Below are 14,912 nucleotides of genomic sequence, written 5' to 3'. Positions count from 1 at the left end.
CCGGACCTTCCGGCGCGGCCTAGCGCGCACGGAAAGCCGGGCCAATAATTCGCTGATCGACGATCAATCGACGGTGCCGGGTCATAGTGGCCGGTTCTTTAAGGCGTTTTCGGCCTTTTGAAAAGGTCCGCGAGCTTCGCGTGCCCGAATTCTTTGGCTGCGAACGTGGCGTTCTGCCGGCTCCGTCAGGCGAAATTGATCCTGCGGTCGATCTCGCTCAGCGGCTGAACGCCGGAAAGAAGCGCGCGCGCCTCCTTCTCATCCTCTTTCATCTGGACCATCAGCGGTTCCAGCCCGTCGAATTTCAGCTCGTCGCGCAGATGGCCGAAGAAGGACACCGCGCAAACCTCGCCGTAGAGATCGCCGGAAAAGTCGAAGACGAAGGTTTCGAGCAGAGCCTCGCCGTCGCTGTCGACGGTCGGACGGCGGCCGAAGCTCGCGACGCCATCATGGAGCGATCCGTCCCCCCGGCGGAACCGCACAGCATAGATGCCGCTCTTGAGCTCCGCCTCAGGCGGCAGGCGCATGTTCGCCGTCGGATAGCCGAGCGTGCGACCGAGCTTCTTGCCGCCGATCACCTCTGCTTCGACCGTGTAGCGATAGCCGAGCAGGCCCGCCGCATGGGAAACGTCGCCTTCGGCAAGCAAAGAGCGAATGACGCTGGAGGAGATCACCGCGGCGTTCTCGTCGCGGAACGCATCCACGAGGGTCACGCCAAAGCCCTCCCGTTCGCCGGCCGCCATCAGGAAGGCCGGTCCACCTTCCCGCCCCTTGCCGAAATGGAAGTCGAAACCGGTGACGACATGGGAGGCGTGTAGCCACTCGCGCAGGATGCGGTGAATGAAATCGGAGGCAGAGAGCTCAGAGAAAGTCCGGTCGAAGGGATACTCAATGACGGCGCCGAACCCCATGCCTTCGAGGATGCGGGCCTTCAGCGGCGCCGGCGTCAGCCGGAACACGGGCTGGTCCGGCCGGAAGACCGTGCGCGGATGCGGCTCGAAGGTGAGAACTAGCGCGGGAACGCCGCGGCCTTTCGCCACCTCGAGCGCACGGTTCAGCACCGACTGGTGGCCACGGTGGACGCCGTCGAAATTGCCGATCGCGATCACGCCGCCATGGAGGCGCTCCGGAAGCGGATCACGGGTTTCGTTGCGATGAAAGACCGTCATCTCCGTCTTCCCGTCAGCCGAGCCGCGGCATCCACCACTTCGGCGTGGCCCCGTTCTGCCTCAAAAAAGCGGCGAGCTTGGCTTCGTCGGTGCGGCTTTCATGCATGTATTCCTGCGCGTGAATGCCCGCGCTGACATAGAGCAGATCGAAGCCCGCATCCTGCGCACCCTTGACATCCGTCGGCATGCCGTCGCCGATGGCGACGACGCGCGAAAGATCGAAAGCGCCCCTCGCCGCCTTCGCCTCCGCAAGGGCGGCTCGATAGATGGCGATGTAGGGCTTGCCGGCGATGCGGGCCTCACCGCCGAGGTCTTCGTAAAGCTTGGCGATCGCGCCGGCGCAGGGGATCAATCGGTGGCCGCGCTCCACGACGAGATCGGGATTGGCGCAGATGAAGGGTATCTTGCGTTTGGCGAGCCCCGTCAGCGTCGCGCGATAATGCTCGGGCGTCTCGGTCTCGTCGTCGTAGAACCCGGCACATACGATCGTCTCGGCGTCATCGGCGGAGACGATCTCGGTGCCGAGCCCTTCGAGCAACGGCAGATCGCGATCGGCGCCGATAAAGAAGATACGCTTCTCAGCCGCGGCGATCAGTGCCCGCGTCACGTCGCCGGAGGTGACGATACGGTCATAGGCTTCGTCGGGAACGCCGAGGCCGCGGATCTGCACCTTGACGCCTGGATGCGGCCGGGGCGAATTGGTGATGAGGACGACCGTCAGCCCTTGGGCGCGCGCCTCGGCAAGCGCCTCGCATGCGGATGCGAAGGCCTGGACGCCGTTGTGAAGCACGCCCCAGACATCGCAAAGCACCACGTCGTAGCGACCGGCGATTTCCCGAAAACTGTTGATCCTGACGGCCATGCTGGCTTCCTGCAAAGTCGGCTTTCCGGCTGACATCGCAAGGAAGGGGCAAGAATACAAGCCTCGCCCAGAGAAAAACGCCGCCCTTCCCAAGGATTCGGTGGTTCAGCGTTTACATTCGCTTCCGCTTGCCCGCCGTGGGAGACCAAATCGTGTTTCTCCTGGGTGGCATCACGCGTCCCACGGCAAAGCGCATCATAGAGCGGCCGCGAAAGTCGTCATCGTCGCGAACGTCGAGGACGATCGGGCCAGGCTGTCAACGATTGGCATCGGGAAAATTTCTCGCGGCCTGTCCTTGACTCCTCCCGCACCCGGCCTTATCTCGGCGGCGCTAGCACTCGCAATTTATGAGTGCTAACAACCATCCACCGGGTCTATCAAGGATCCGCACTGTCATTTGATCGAGGGATTAGACAATGGCAAGCACCAATTTCCGTCCGCTGCACGACCGCGTTGTCGTCCGCCGCGTCGAGTCTGAAGAAAAGACCAAGGGCGGCATCATCATTCCGGACACCGCTAAGGAAAAGCCGCAGGAAGGCGAAATCGTGGCTGTCGGTTCGGGTGCCCGTGACGAAAGCGGCAAGGTTGTTCCGCTCGACGTCAAGGCTGGCGACCGCATCCTGTTCGGCAAGTGGTCCGGCACCGAAGTCAAGATCAACGGCGAAGACCTTCTGATCATGAAGGAAGCCGACATCATGGGCATTATCGGCTGATCGCCGGCAAGCCTCCAAACTTCCGTAATTTGAAACCGGGCACGTTCCGGAATTTCGAAACCAGGAGCTTTCAAACATGGCAGCTAAAGAAGTCAAGTTCGGCCGTACTGCGCGCGAAAAGATGCTGCGCGGCGTCGACATCCTCGCCGATGCAGTCAAGGTAACGCTCGGCCCGAAGGGTCGTAACGTCGTCATCGACAAGTCCTTCGGCGCTCCTCGCATCACCAAGGACGGCGTTTCGGTCGCCAAGGAGATCGAGCTCGAAGACAAGTTCGAGAACATGGGCGCCCAGATGGTCCGCGAAGTCGCTTCGAAGACCAACGACATCGCCGGTGACGGTACCACGACCGCGACCGTTCTTGCCCAGGCAATCGTTCGCGAAGGTGCAAAGGCCGTTGCTGCCGGCATGAACCCGATGGACCTGAAGCGCGGCATCGACCTCGCCGTTGCCGAAGTCGTCAAGGACCTCCTCGCCAAGGCCAAGAAGATCAACACCTCGGATGAAGTTGCCCAGGTCGGTACGATCTCCGCAAACGGCGAGAAACAGATCGGCCTCGACATCGCTGAAGCGATGCAGAAGGTCGGCAACGAAGGCGTCATCACGGTTGAAGAAGCCAAGACCGCCGAGACCGAACTCGAAGTCGTCGAAGGCATGCAGTTCGATCGCGGCTATCTCTCGCCCTACTTCGTCACCAACCCGGAAAAGATGGTCGCCGACCTCGAAGACGCTTTCATTCTCCTGCACGAGAAGAAGCTCTCGAACCTCCAGGCCATGCTCCCGGTTCTCGAAGCCGTCGTCCAGACCGGCAAGCCGCTCCTCATCATCGCTGAAGACGTCGAAGGCGAAGCTCTTGCTACGCTCGTCGTCAACAAGCTGCGTGGCGGCCTGAAGATCGCTGCCGTCAAGGCTCCTGGCTTCGGCGACCGCCGCAAGGCCATGCTCGAAGACATCGCCATCCTGACGGGCGGCACGGTGATCTCCGAAGATCTCGGCATCAAGCTCGAAAACGTCACGCTCGACATGCTCGGCCGTGCGAAGAAGGTCTCGATCTCCAAGGAAAACACGACGATCGTCGACGGCGCCGGCCAGAAGGCCGACATCGAAGGCCGCGTCGCTCAGATCAAGGCCCAGATCGAAGAAACCACCTCCGACTATGACCGCGAGAAGCTGCAGGAGCGCCTTGCCAAGCTCGCTGGCGGCGTTGCCGTCATCCGCGTCGGCGGCGCGACGGAAGTCGAAGTGAAGGAAAAGAAGGACCGCATCGACGACGCCCTCAATGCGACGCGCGCTGCCGTTCAGGAAGGCATCGTGCCGGGCGGCGGCGTCGCCCTGCTGCGCTCCTCCGTCAAGATCACCGTAAAGGGTGAAAACGACGACCAGGAAGCCGGCGTCAACATCGTTCGCCGCGCCCTGCAGGCTCCGGCCCGCCAGATCGTCGAGAACGCTGGTGACGAAGCTTCGATCGTTGTCGGCAAGATCCTCGAGAAGAACACCGACGACTTCGGCTACAACGCCCAGACCGGCGAATATGGCGACATGATCGCCATGGGCATCATCGACCCGGTCAAGGTCGTGCGCACCGCTCTGCAGGACGCAGCCTCGGTTGCTTCGCTGCTCATCACCACCGAAGCCATGATCGCCGAGCTGCCGAAGAAGGACGCTCCGGCAATGCCGGGCGGCATGGGCGGCATGGGCGGCATGGACATGATGTGATAGGGCGAAAGCCCTAGCACAGCGGATTCCATCCGACAGGAAGGGCGGCCTTAAGGCCGCCCTTTTTGCTGTTCGTCAAGGCGCCCATCGGAGCCGCCGAGTAAAGACGATCCGCGCTACGAATTTCATTCGCTGCTACGACCCGGCCGATCGAAGTGGCGTGCTTGAGCTCTTCGAGCAGGCACCAAGAAGCCTCCTCGCCTTCTGTTTCTCCACGTCAATCATTATCGAAACAGGACTGTGGCAGCCCGTTTCCTTCACGAGCGACTCATGCGAGCTGGAGGAGCGCTATTCGGGTTCCATATTCGACATCTTGCTTTTTCCGCGATTCATGATCGACGGCCCCGAAGGTCAAGGAGCTTCTGCGTCAGGCAGCCTGCGTCCGGACACCGATCACTGCGGCGATCGGCGCCGGCCGCCCAAGTAGGTAGCCCTGCGCCTCGTCGCAGCCTTCCGCCTGCAGGATTTCGAGTTGGTTCTGCGTCTCGACACCCTCCGCGAGGACAGGGACCGAGAGGCTCTGCCCGAGGGCAAGGATGGCGCGGACGATTGCTTTGGCCTGCGGGCTTCCTTCGACTTCCCACATGAAGCTCTTGTCGAGCTTGATCTTATCGAACGGGAACGAGCGAAGCGTTTCTAACGACGAATAGCCGGTGCCGAAATCGTCGATGGCGATCGTCACGCCGAGCGCCTTGATCTCTCGAAGCGTCAATAGCGCCCGCTCCTTGTCGTCGATAATCGTCGACTCGGTGATCTCCAGTTCGAGCCGCTTCGGGTCGAGCCCCGTTTCGACGAGGATTGCCTGGACGAGGTTGACGATGTCGCCATTCGCAAGCTGCACCGGCGACAGGTTCACCGCGATCTTGAAGTGGTGGTCCCAGCTGGCCGCTTCACGGCAGGCTTCGCGCAATACCCATTCGCCGATCGGCAGAATGGCGCCGCACTCCTCGGCGAGCGGAATGAACTCGTTCGGCGACACCATGCCGCGTTCCGGATGCTTCCAGCGCAGCAGCACCTCGTAGCCGGTGACATCACCCGTGGTGACCGATTTCTGAACCTGATAGTGCAGCGCGAGCTGGTTCTTCTCCACCGCGTCCCAAAGATCATTGGCGAGCGCGCGGCGGCTGCGGGCCGCCTCGTCCATGGACACTTCGTAGAAGCAGACCGTCTGGTTCAGCGCCGCCTTCGCGCGATACATCGCGAGATCGGCGTTGTTGATCAGCGCGTCGGCGGACTCCGCGTCCGCAGGATAGATCGCCACGCCCATGCTGCCGCCCGACTTCAGTTCGAAATCGCCGAAGCGCATCTCCTCGTGCAGGCAGTTCTCGAGGCGCAGTAGGAAATCGTTGAGTTCGGCGAGCTCCTCGAAGCGCTTGACGGCGGCAAACTCGTCTCCGCCGAAGCGGGCGACGAACTCGCCTTCCTGAAGCAGCGCCTTCATCCGCTGTGCGATCGTGACCAGCACGAAATCGCCTGCCGCATGCCCATGCAGGTCGTTGACTTCCTTGAACTTGTCGAGATCGATGCCGATGACCGCCACCTTGCGCGAGAACCAGGCGGCCGCATCGAGCTCCTCGTCCAGGTAACTATTGAACTCCGGCCGGTTGGGTAGACCCGTCAGACTGTCGTGACGGGCGAGGAAGGAGATCTGCTCCTCCGAGTCGAGCCGCTCGGTGATATCCTCGTAGGTGGAAACCCAACCGCCATCGGGAAGCGTCCGGTGCTTCGTGAGGATGGAGCGGCCGTTCGGCAATTTCTCGATCAGGTCCCCACCGCCCTTCGCGACGATGTCGAGCCTGTGCTTCTGATAGGCCTCCTGCACTTTCGCTTCCGCCGTAGTCGGATCCGCATAGCTGCGGGCCGATATTCGCCCAAGAACTTCGCGGAAGGTCAGTCCCTTGCCCGCGAGCGATTCGGGGAGACCGAATATCTCGAGGCTACGACGGTTCGAGATCAATAGCCGATCGGCACGATCGAAGAGACATATGCCCTGACTCATGTTCTCGAGCGCAATGTCGAGATTCTTGGTGACCTCGGCGATGCGGTCGGCGTCTTCTTTCTGCTTGGTGATGTCCTTGACGATCGTGATGAAGCCCGCATGTCGCCCGTCATCGTCGATGAGCGGATCGATGATGACATGCGCCCAAAGCCGCGTCCCGTCCTTGCGGTAGCGCCAGCCCTCGGTTTCATATTTGCCGGCATCAAGGGCAATGCGCAAAGCGCGCTCCGGCAGCTTCGCCTCCTGCTCCTCAGGAGAATAGAAGCAGGCGAAGTTCTTGCCGATGATTTCCTCGGCCGTGTAGCCTTTGTTGGCCTCGGCGCCGGCGTTCCAGCTTGCGACGCGGCCGTCCACATCGAGCATGCAGATCGCGTACTCCTTGACGCTGCGCACAAAGCGCGCGAACTCTTTCTCCGAGGCCGCCGCGAGGATTTCCGCCTGGCGCGCAAAAGCGGCGGCGATCAGCACGGCGGAGAGAAGGAAGAAGGCCGTTCCGGCGATGACGAAGGCCAGAAGATGCGGCGCGATCATTCCTTCGCGAATCTCTGCGGCGCGGTCGATCTCGAGAGTTACCGCGCCCATGGCGGTGAAGTGCAGCGCGACGATGCCGAGCGTCATCGCCGATGTTGCGATCAGCTTGGATTTCAGCGCGCTACCGCCGCGGTCGATCGCGAGGAGCGCGCCTATGTCGAACAGTGAGCCGACCAGGATGGACGCAGCAACGAGCGCCGTGTCCCAGCGGATGGCTCCGGGCACCTCAAGCGCGGCCATGCCCAGGAAATGCATGCAGGCTACGCCGGCGCCTAGAACCAGGCCGCCAAGCAGCCATGCGGCCCGCCCCCTCACATGCGTCGCGACCGCCAGGGCCGACGTTGTCAGTACGATCGCGACGACCAGCGACAATGTCGTGAGCTTCGCCTGATAGCCGAGCACGACACCCGGATCGTATGCGAGCATGGCGATGAAATGCGTGGCCCAGATACCGAAACCGCTGGCGGCACCTGCGGCCGCTACCCAGATCGCCTGCGGCCTGCCCTTGGAAGCACGCGCACGCTGAATCAGGGTCACGGCACCATAGCTAGACAGGAAGCAGATCACCGCGGCCAGCGCAACCAGGCGCAGATCATGTTCCACGACGAGGCACGAAAGGATCTTGAACATCGCAGGTCGCCCACATAAAAAGTCCGCCCGCCACGCGTACCGCGTTGGGCCTCTATCTGTTGGCTCTGCGTCGTTTAAGGAAGGATGAAAATAACCGCCGGGCCGCCGTTTCGAGATGAAACAGTGCTTTTTGCGTTAATGAATCGCGAAACCGCAGCGCAGAATGGTGCGCGGGTGACGCAATTCGGCCGCTATGCCAGCAACGTCTTGAGATCGATCTGCGGATCGGCCAGGAGTGCGCGGTTCGGGGTGGCACCCGCCTCAAGCAATTTCTTCCCCGTCACATAGGCTTTGGCGTCGTTGACGGCGTCGACCGCGATCAGCTTGCCCTGCCGGAAATACCAGACGGAGACGCTGCCCTCGCGCTGGCCGGGGCGGACCAATGTCTCGTCATGGCCAAGCCCAAAGCCGGCAATCTGCAGCTTGACGTCGTACTGGTCCGACCAGAACCAGGGATTGGGATCGTAAGGCTCTGAACCGCCCGCGAGGATGGCGGCGATCGCTTCCGCCTGATCCACGGCATTCTGCACTGACTCGAGGCGAACGCGCATGTCGTGCCAGGGGAAGACTGCACAATCGCCTATGGCGAAGATGGCCGGATCGGACGTTCGGCCATGACTGTCTACGACGATGCCGTTGGCGGTATCGAGCCCGGCATCATGCGCCAGCACATCATTCGCCGTCACGCCGATGCCGACGATAACAAGGTCGACCGGGATGATGGAGCCATCCGCAAGCTCGGCCCCCGAGACCCGGCCTCCGTCGCCAATCAGCCGGTGAAGGCCCATGCGTTCGCGGATATCGACTCCATGCGAGCGATGGATTTCACGGACGATCGCGGAAGTCGCCGCGGAAGCGACGCGCTGGAGAATACGATCCGCCATTTCGATGACGGTGACCTCCAGCCCACAGGTTCTCGCGACCGCCGCCGCTTCCAGGCCGATATAGCCGCCGCCGACCACCAGGACGCGCCGCCCCGGTCTCATCTCCTCGGCGAGTTGGTCCGCGTCCTTGAAATCGCGCACCACATAGACGCCGGCGAGATCGCCGCCGATCGAAGCCGGTAGCCGGCGTGGTGTGGCTCCCGTAGCAAAGGCCAGCGTTTCATAGTCGAGCTTCGAGCCGTCGCTGAGCGTTACTTGCTTTGCCGCCCGGTCCAACCGCGTCACCGTCATCGCGAGGCGGATATCGATCTCGTGCTCCGCATACCAGTTCTCCGGCCGATAGAGCAGCCGGTCGAGGGTCATTTCTTTGAGCAGGTATTTCTTGGAAAGCGGCGGCCGTTGATAGGGCAGGCTCTCCTCGGCGGCGATGACGGTGATCGGGCGCCGGTCCCCAAGTGCACGGAGCTTGGCAACCAAGGCGAAAGCGGCCTGCCCGCCACCGACAACAACAAGTCTTCCCGTCACCTTGTCCACCCGTCTCGACGTCTCTACTCAGCCGTATCCTCCCGGCCCGGGCTTCGTCAACTCGGGCCGGAGCATCACGTAAGGGTCATTCCTTTCTGGGAATTTCCATGCCTTTCTGTGCGGCCGGGCGCGCAAGGCCGCGCTCGACCCAAGCCATGACGTTCGGGAAGCTCTTGTAGTCGAGCACCTCGGCGCCGCCGTAGAACTTGCGCGCGCCCTCCACCCAAGGATAGGTGGCGATATCGGCGATGGTGTACTCGTCGCCCATCAACCATTGCCGGCCTTCGAGTCTTGCTTCCAGGACACCGAGAAGACGCTTCGACTCGTCACGGTAGCGCTCAACCGGATAGGAATTGTTGGCGACCTTGTCGGCGGCGAATTTGAAGAAATGGCCGAACTGCCCGAACATCGGCCCGATGCCGCCCATCTGGAACATGACCCAGCAAAGCGTTTCGTAGCGGCGGCCCGCATCCGCCGGAATGAGCTTGCCGGTCTTTTCCGCGAGATAGATCAGGATCGCGCCGGACTCGAAGAGGCCGATCGGCTTGCCGTCCGGTCCGTTCGGGTCGATGATCGCCGGGATGCGGCCATTCGGATTGAGCGACACGAACTCCGGCGACTTCTGCTCGTTGGTATCGAAGGAGATACGATGCGCCTCATAGGGGAGCCCAAGCTCTTCGAGAGCGATCGAGACCTTCACGCCGTTCGGCGTCGGCAGCGAGTAGAGTTGGATGATGTCGGAATTTTTCGCCGGCCAGCGGCTCGTGATCGGGAAAGAGGAAAGATCAGCCATAGTGGATGCCTCGAGGTGGGACTTGGGAGGTTGGGTATCTGACGCCCCTACATAGGTAACGCCGGTTGCATTTGTCAGGGCCGAACCGACAATTTCCGTCCAGCCCATACACCGGCGTCAGAGCGCGGCGCGGACAGCCGCGACGATCCGATCGATGACTGGATTGCCCTCGTGGGTCGCCTTGCGCGCGCGAACGAGGCAAGCCTCCGAGCGCAGGATCACGCCGTCCGAGAGGATCTTCAGGTGGTTCGCCTTGAGCGTGGAGCCGGTCGAGGTGATGTCGACGATGATGTCTGCCGAGCCGGAAGCCGGCGCGCCCTCGGTCGCGCCGAGGCTTTCGACGATGCGGTAGAGCTGGATGCCGTGGCTGCCGGAGAAGAACTGCTGCGTCAGCCGCCAGTATTTGGTGGCGATCGCGAGCCGGCGGCCATGACGGGCACGGAAGTCGGCGGCGACGTCGCCGAGATCGGCCATGGTGTCGACGTCGTACCAGATCTCCGGTACGGCCACGACGACATCGGCATGTCCGAAGCCGAGCCGCGCTGAAAATTCGACGCGCGCGTCGACGTCAGCCAGGCTTTCGCGCACGAGGTCCTCGCCGGTGACGCCGAAATCGACGGCGCCGCTGCCGACCTCGCGGGAAATCTCGGAGGCCGAGAGGAAGGCGACCTCGACGTCTTCCCAACCCTCGACGCGGCCGCGATAGGAGCGGTCGCTGCCGACGGCGACGATCTTCATGCCGGCACGCTCGAAAATCGCCGAGGCGTCGTCCTTCATCCGGCCCTTGGACGGTAGCGCAATGGTGATCGTCATTTCGCGCTCCCTGCTAGAGCGATGGCCCGCTCGATCCGATCGAGCCAGAGAGAGAAACCGACGGCGGGAATATGCTCGCGAGCGCCCAGGAGCGTCAGCAGGCGATCGAAGCGGCCGCCGCCGGCAAGCACCGCCGGCGTCCCCTCGACCTCGACCTCGAAGACGAGACTGGTGTAATAGTCCAGCGGACGACCGAAGGCGGCGCGGTAGCGGATGACGCCGGGGTCAGCCCCCACCTTGGCAATCGCCGCAACGCGCGCGTCGAAAAGCGAAAGGGCGTCTTCGATCTTCAGTCCCGATCTGCCGGCGAACTGGTGAAGGGCGGCCGGTGCGTCAGCAAGCGCCAGGTCAAAAGCCAGGAACTCGCGCATGACGGAAAGCGCCGCTTTATCGAGCCTCGTCGTCGCCAGTTCCAGCTTTTCCTTCAATCGGCGGGCGATGTCTCGGGGCGAACGGCTGGCATTCGTGGAATAGCCGGTCGCCTCCATGGTGCCAGCGATATGGGCGACGAGCCGTTCCTCGTCCTCGAGAATGCCCATGATTGCAAGCCGCTCGACTTCAGGGCCGAAGACGCCGGGCGATTTGGGATCTGCAAGCTCGCCAAGGAGCTTCTGCAACTGCTTCTGGTCGCCGAAGGCATGGATCAGCCGCTTCTGCCAGCCCGCCGGCAAGCCGCAGGCGGCAACTACCGCCTCGAAGACCGACTGGTCGCCGAGCGTCACCTTCAGCCGCGCGTCCGGCAGCCGGTGGGCGAGCACCAGCATCGCGTCGCCGATCGCCCGCGCGTCCGCTCCCGCTGTATCCGGGTCGCCTAGGTCTTCGATGCCCGCCTGATAGAACTCGCTCGAGCCGTCGCGCCGCTGGCGGAAGACCTCGCCAAGATAGGCGTAGCGCTGTGGCGTGCCGGTCGCCGTTTCGATATGCCGTAGGCAGACCGGAATGGTGAATTCCGGCCGCAGGCAGAGGCTTTCACCGGTCTCGCTCTCCGTCATGAAGATACGCCGGCGCAGATCCTCACCCGCCATGTCGAGGAAGGGCTCGGCCGGCTGGATCACCGGCGTGTCGACACGCAGCGTCTTCAGCCGCTCGAAATCGGCGAGCAAGTCTCCGGCAAAGGCGGGGAGATTGATCAGCGGCATCAGCCTGCCCTTTTCCGATCCTCTGCCTGTCCCGCCAGAATTTCGCGGACCTTCGCGACGAGTTCGCTTTCCGGAACGGAAACCTGGGCGACGCGCGCCTCCCGCCAGGCGACGTTGTCCTCGATTTCACCCGAAAGCCGCTTGCCCTCGATCAAATCCTTGATCTGGACAACACCGGCAGCACGCTCGTCACCGCCCTGGATGATGGCAATCGGCGAGCCGCGGCGATCGGCATACTTGAGCTGGTCGCCAAAGTGCTTCTTGTTGCCCTGATACATTTCGGCGCGGATACCGGCATGGCGCAGCCCCTGCACGAAGCGCTGGTAGCGGCCCATGCTGTCGGGGTCGCGGTCCATGACGCAGACGACAACCGGCGCGATCACCTCCTCGACGCCGAGCTTGCCGAGGTTTTTCAGCGCAGTCATCAGCCGCGACACACCGATCGAGAAGCCCGTCGCAGGCACCGGCTGGCCCATGAAGCGCGAGACGAGGCCATCATAACGGCCACCGCCGCCGACAGAGCCGAAGACGACCTTCTCTCCCTTCTCGTTGGTGACGGCAAATTGCAGCTCGGCCTCGAAGACCGGGCCTGTGTAATATTCCAGGCCGCGCACCACCGACGGATCGATCTTGATCCGGTCCGCCTCGTAACCCGCGCTCAGCACGAGGCTGCGGATGGTGTTCAGCTCCGCGACGCCGTCCGCCCCGTGGGCGGTGCCGGCGACGAGCTCGGCAAGTTCGTCTGCGCTCTTCGCGTAGTCGGTGATGCCCACGAAGAACAGGATCTTGCGGATCTGCTCCTCGTTAAGCCCGGCGCCCTTGGTGAAGTCTCCGCTCTCATCCTTGCGCCCTTCGCCGAGCAGCAGGCGCACGCCCTCGGGGCCGAACTTGTCGAGCTTGTCGATGGCTCGGAGCACCGTCAGGCGCGTGTTCGCCTGCTCGTCGCCGCCGAGGCCGATCGCCTCGAGCACGCCGTCCAGAACCTTGCGGTTGTTGACGCGGATCACGTAGTCGCCGCGTGCGATGCCGAGCGCTTCCATCGTATCGGCCATCATCATGCACATTTCGGCATCGGCCTGGACACCGGCCGCACCGACGGTGTCGGCATCGAACTGCATGAACTGGCGGAAGCGCCCTGGACCCGGCTTTTCGTTGCGGAACACGTAGCCGGCGCGATAGGTCCGGTAGGGAAGCTGGATCTCGTTGAAATTCTCCGCGACGTGGCGCGCGAGCGGCGCGGTCAGGTCGTAGCGCAGGCTCATCCATTGCTCGTCGTCGTCCGTCAGCGAGAAGACGCCTTCGTTCGGACGGTCGCTGTCGGGAAGAAACTTGCCAAGTGCCTCCGTGTATTCGAACAGCGGCGTTTCCACCGGATCGAAGCCATAGCGCTCATAGACTTCGCGGATCTTCGCGATCATCTCGTCGGCGGCGCGAATGTCCGCGGCCGAACGATCGACGAAGCCGCGCGGAAGGCGCGCCTTGAGCTTCTGCGTTTTCTTCGGTTTATCGTTCATGGAAGGCATTCCGGGCTTTAAAGCTTGGTCGGTGCCTTCCCTACCGGATCAAGTCGAGACCGGCAAGGGCGGCGACAATAAAGCGCCGTGAGCTCCGGAACAGGAGGGAACCTAGCGGCCGCCGAAGCGTTCAAGAGCCGACATCATGATAACAAAGCTGTGATTGTAAACTGTAATGCATACGCTTATAAGTTAAGTTTAAGAGGGCTTAAATGGGGAGCCGTAGCGATATGCTGACTTTGATGACGCCCGGATCGGGAGCGGTCAAGCCCCTGAATCCGGAGACCCACAAGGCTTGGACCCGCAGTATCGCAGAGGCCGGTTGCCTAGTAGAACCATGGCGTTGCGACGTTGCCAGCGGCACTTTCGTCTTGGGTGCGCGTACGCTTTTGCTTCTTGGCCTCAGGCAAAATCCCTGCGGCATCATCGATCTCCTCCGCGCCTATGACAAAGGCGACCGGCCGACGATCCTCAGCATCCTGGAACAGGCGACGGCAAGCTCCTCTTCCTTCTGTTTCTCGACGACGGTTCGCGGTTCAAGGGGGCAAATCTCGCCGCTTTACTGCATCGGCAATTCGACGCTCAGCGAACACGGAGCCGAAGGCTTGCTCGAAGGCGTGTTCGCGCTTCCCGGAGCGGGCAGGCATTGAGCTTCATGAGGGCCGGCATCTGCCTTGCGCTATCGCTGCCTTTTCTATTGCAATGAAGCACCCTATCTTGCTCGCATGTTGCGCCTTCTCGCGATCATTCTTCTTTTTCTCGCTGCGCCGCTCACCGGTGGGCTTGCCGCGGCTGCGCAGGCCCGGGATCTGGGAGCGAACGCCACAGTCGAACATCATCACCAGATGGCCCCGGTCAGGCACGGCCACGCTTCCGCGAAGCCCGAGGCCGCCTGCGAAGACGGCGAACGGTGCGGACATCCGGCGAAGACCGAGCACCCGTTTCTTTGTTCGGCATGCGTCGCGATCGGCGCCTCGCAGCTCGGAGTGACACGTCCGGCGCGGCCTTCCGCGCGGCTGTCGCCGGATCGCGATAAAGAGCTTCGTGCGCTTCTCCTCAAACCGCGATCACCGCCACCTAAAGTGGTCCTCTCCATCTAGCGCCGCACTTCCGAAAAAGCGCGAAGAATGACCCGACGCCTTGAGGCGCCGGCCGCTTCAGCGCCTCGCCCGGAGGCGAAATGTTCCCGGCGCGGAGAAGCACGCGCCACCAAGAGAATGATGGAAAGGAAGAGATATATGTCTCCGAAAAGTTTCACCGCCGTCCTGCTGCTCGCCACGGTCTTCACCACCCCTGCCTTCGCACAGGACAATGGCCATAGCGGCATTCATCACGGCTCCATGGAGATGACCGGCCAGGCGGGCGAGATGTCGGCCTCGAGCAAAGCCTTTGCCGAGGCGAACGCCAAGATGCACAAGGACATGGACATTGTCTTCAGCGGCAACACCGATGTCGATTTCGTGCGCGGCATGATCGCTCACCATCAGGGTGCCATCGACATGGCGAAGGTCGAGCTTCAATACGGCAAGGATGACGCGATCCGCAAGCTCGCCGAAGACATCATCAAGGCGCAGGAAGCCGAGATCAAGATGATGAGGGAATGGCTTGCCAAGAACGGCGGCTGAC

The 14,912-nt window shown here is 62.5% G+C and carries 12 protein-coding genes; 4 read left to right on the top strand and 8 right to left on the bottom strand.

Annotation, left to right across the window (positions count from 1 at the left end):
• Positions 1 to 185: 185 nt before the first annotated feature.
• On the bottom strand, positions 186 to 1,169 hold the full coding sequence (locus tag AYK65_RS03930) for a bifunctional riboflavin kinase/FAD synthetase (protein ID WP_026613021.1): 984 nt from the start codon (positions 1,167 to 1,169) through the stop codon (positions 186 to 188).
• 13 nt (positions 1,170 to 1,182) lie between these two features.
• Positions 1,183 to 2,031, bottom strand: a complete 849-nt coding sequence (locus AYK65_RS03925; RefSeq protein WP_081157946.1) for a TIGR01459 family HAD-type hydrolase — start codon at positions 2,029 to 2,031, stop codon at positions 1,183 to 1,185.
• A 416-nt stretch (positions 2,032 to 2,447) separates the two neighbouring features.
• Between AYK65_RS03925 and groES the strand changes: the two genes are divergently transcribed.
• Positions 2,448 to 2,744: a co-chaperone GroES gene (groES, locus tag AYK65_RS03920; RefSeq protein WP_026613023.1), complete on the top strand. Its 297-nt coding sequence runs from the start codon at positions 2,448 to 2,450 to the stop codon at positions 2,742 to 2,744.
• A gap of 76 nt (positions 2,745 to 2,820) precedes the next feature.
• Positions 2,821 to 4,458: a chaperonin GroEL gene (gene groL, locus AYK65_RS03915; RefSeq protein WP_026613024.1), complete on the top strand. Its 1,638-nt coding sequence runs from the start codon at positions 2,821 to 2,823 to the stop codon at positions 4,456 to 4,458.
• 367 nt (positions 4,459 to 4,825) lie between these two features.
• Here the strand turns inward: groL and AYK65_RS03910 are convergent, their stop codons facing one another.
• From AYK65_RS03910 to hisS, 6 genes are all read right to left on the bottom strand, one after another.
• Complete coding sequence (locus tag AYK65_RS03910; protein ID WP_081157945.1) at positions 4,826 to 7,618, bottom strand: bifunctional diguanylate cyclase/phosphodiesterase; 2,793 nt, start codon at positions 7,616 to 7,618, stop codon at positions 4,826 to 4,828.
• Positions 7,619 to 7,809: 191 nt separating this feature from the next.
• Positions 7,810 to 9,027 (bottom strand): NAD(P)/FAD-dependent oxidoreductase, encoded by a 1,218-nt coding sequence (locus AYK65_RS03905; RefSeq protein ID WP_139793124.1) that lies wholly within the window; start codon positions 9,025 to 9,027, stop codon positions 7,810 to 7,812.
• A gap of 85 nt (positions 9,028 to 9,112) precedes the next feature.
• The gene (locus tag AYK65_RS03900; protein WP_046118502.1) at positions 9,113 to 9,820 is read right to left on the bottom strand and encodes a glutathione binding-like protein; all 708 of its coding nucleotides are present in this window, start codon (positions 9,818 to 9,820) and stop codon (positions 9,113 to 9,115) included.
• Between the two features lie 117 nt (positions 9,821 to 9,937).
• Positions 9,938 to 10,633 carry an ATP phosphoribosyltransferase gene (gene hisG / locus AYK65_RS03895; RefSeq protein ID WP_026613028.1) on the bottom strand — a complete coding sequence of 232 codons (696 nt, stop codon included), beginning with the start codon at positions 10,631 to 10,633 and terminating at the stop codon, positions 9,938 to 9,940.
• The gene (locus AYK65_RS03890) at positions 10,630 to 11,772 is read right to left on the bottom strand and encodes an ATP phosphoribosyltransferase regulatory subunit (protein ID WP_081157944.1); all 1,143 of its coding nucleotides are present in this window, start codon (positions 11,770 to 11,772) and stop codon (positions 10,630 to 10,632) included. Before AYK65_RS03890 ends, hisG begins: the two co-directional genes overlap by 4 nt.
• Complete coding sequence (gene hisS, locus AYK65_RS03885) at positions 11,772 to 13,286, bottom strand: histidine--tRNA ligase (RefSeq protein WP_046118504.1); 1,515 nt, start codon at positions 13,284 to 13,286, stop codon at positions 11,772 to 11,774. Before hisS ends, AYK65_RS03890 begins: the two co-directional genes overlap by 1 nt.
• A gap of 230 nt (positions 13,287 to 13,516) precedes the next feature.
• Here hisS and AYK65_RS03880 point away from each other — a divergent pair, with 230 nt between their 5' ends.
• Positions 13,517 to 13,936: a hypothetical protein gene (locus AYK65_RS03880; RefSeq protein ID WP_026613031.1), complete on the top strand. Its 420-nt coding sequence runs from the start codon at positions 13,517 to 13,519 to the stop codon at positions 13,934 to 13,936.
• A 588-nt stretch (positions 13,937 to 14,524) separates the two neighbouring features.
• Positions 14,525 to 14,911 carry a CopM family metallochaperone gene (gene copM, locus AYK65_RS03870; protein ID WP_046118506.1) on the top strand — a complete coding sequence of 129 codons (387 nt, stop codon included), beginning with the start codon at positions 14,525 to 14,527 and terminating at the stop codon, positions 14,909 to 14,911.
• Position 14,912 lies beyond the last annotated feature (1 nt).

The organism is Ensifer aridi (assembly GCF_002078505.1).
Lineage (GTDB): Bacteria > Pseudomonadota > Alphaproteobacteria > Rhizobiales > Rhizobiaceae > Sinorhizobium > Sinorhizobium aridi.
Note: the sequence above shows the minus strand (reverse complement) of the source record. Positions and strands in the feature narration are given on the sequence as shown.

Bases quoted from the DNA above. Each gene is read 5' to 3' on its own strand.
- AYK65_RS03930 (WP_026613021.1), bottom strand. From the start codon at position 1,169: ATGACGGTCTTTCATCGCAACGAAACCCGTGATCCGCTTCCGGAGCGC.
- AYK65_RS03925 (WP_081157946.1), bottom strand. From the start codon at position 2,031: ATGGCCGTCAGGATCAACAGTTTTCGGGAAATCGCCGGTCGCTACGAC.
- groES (WP_026613023.1), top strand. From the start codon at position 2,448: ATGGCAAGCACCAATTTCCGTCCGCTGCACGACCGCGTTGTCGTCCGC.
- groL (WP_026613024.1), top strand. From the start codon at position 2,821: ATGGCAGCTAAAGAAGTCAAGTTCGGCCGTACTGCGCGCGAAAAGATG.
- AYK65_RS03910 (WP_081157945.1), bottom strand. From the start codon at position 7,618: ATGTTCAAGATCCTTTCGTGCCTCGTCGTGGAACATGATCTGCGCCTG.
- AYK65_RS03900 (WP_046118502.1), bottom strand. From the start codon at position 9,820: ATGGCTGATCTTTCCTCTTTCCCGATCACGAGCCGCTGGCCGGCGAAA.
- hisG (WP_026613028.1), bottom strand. From the start codon at position 10,633: ATGACGATCACCATTGCGCTACCGTCCAAGGGCCGGATGAAGGACGAC.
- AYK65_RS03890 (WP_081157944.1), bottom strand. From the start codon at position 11,772: ATGCCGCTGATCAATCTCCCCGCCTTTGCCGGAGACTTGCTCGCCGAT.
- hisS (WP_046118504.1), bottom strand. From the start codon at position 13,286: ATGAACGATAAACCGAAGAAAACGCAGAAGCTCAAGGCGCGCCTTCCG.
- AYK65_RS03880 (WP_026613031.1), top strand. From the start codon at position 13,517: ATGCTGACTTTGATGACGCCCGGATCGGGAGCGGTCAAGCCCCTGAAT.
- copM (WP_046118506.1), top strand. From the start codon at position 14,525: ATGTCTCCGAAAAGTTTCACCGCCGTCCTGCTGCTCGCCACGGTCTTC.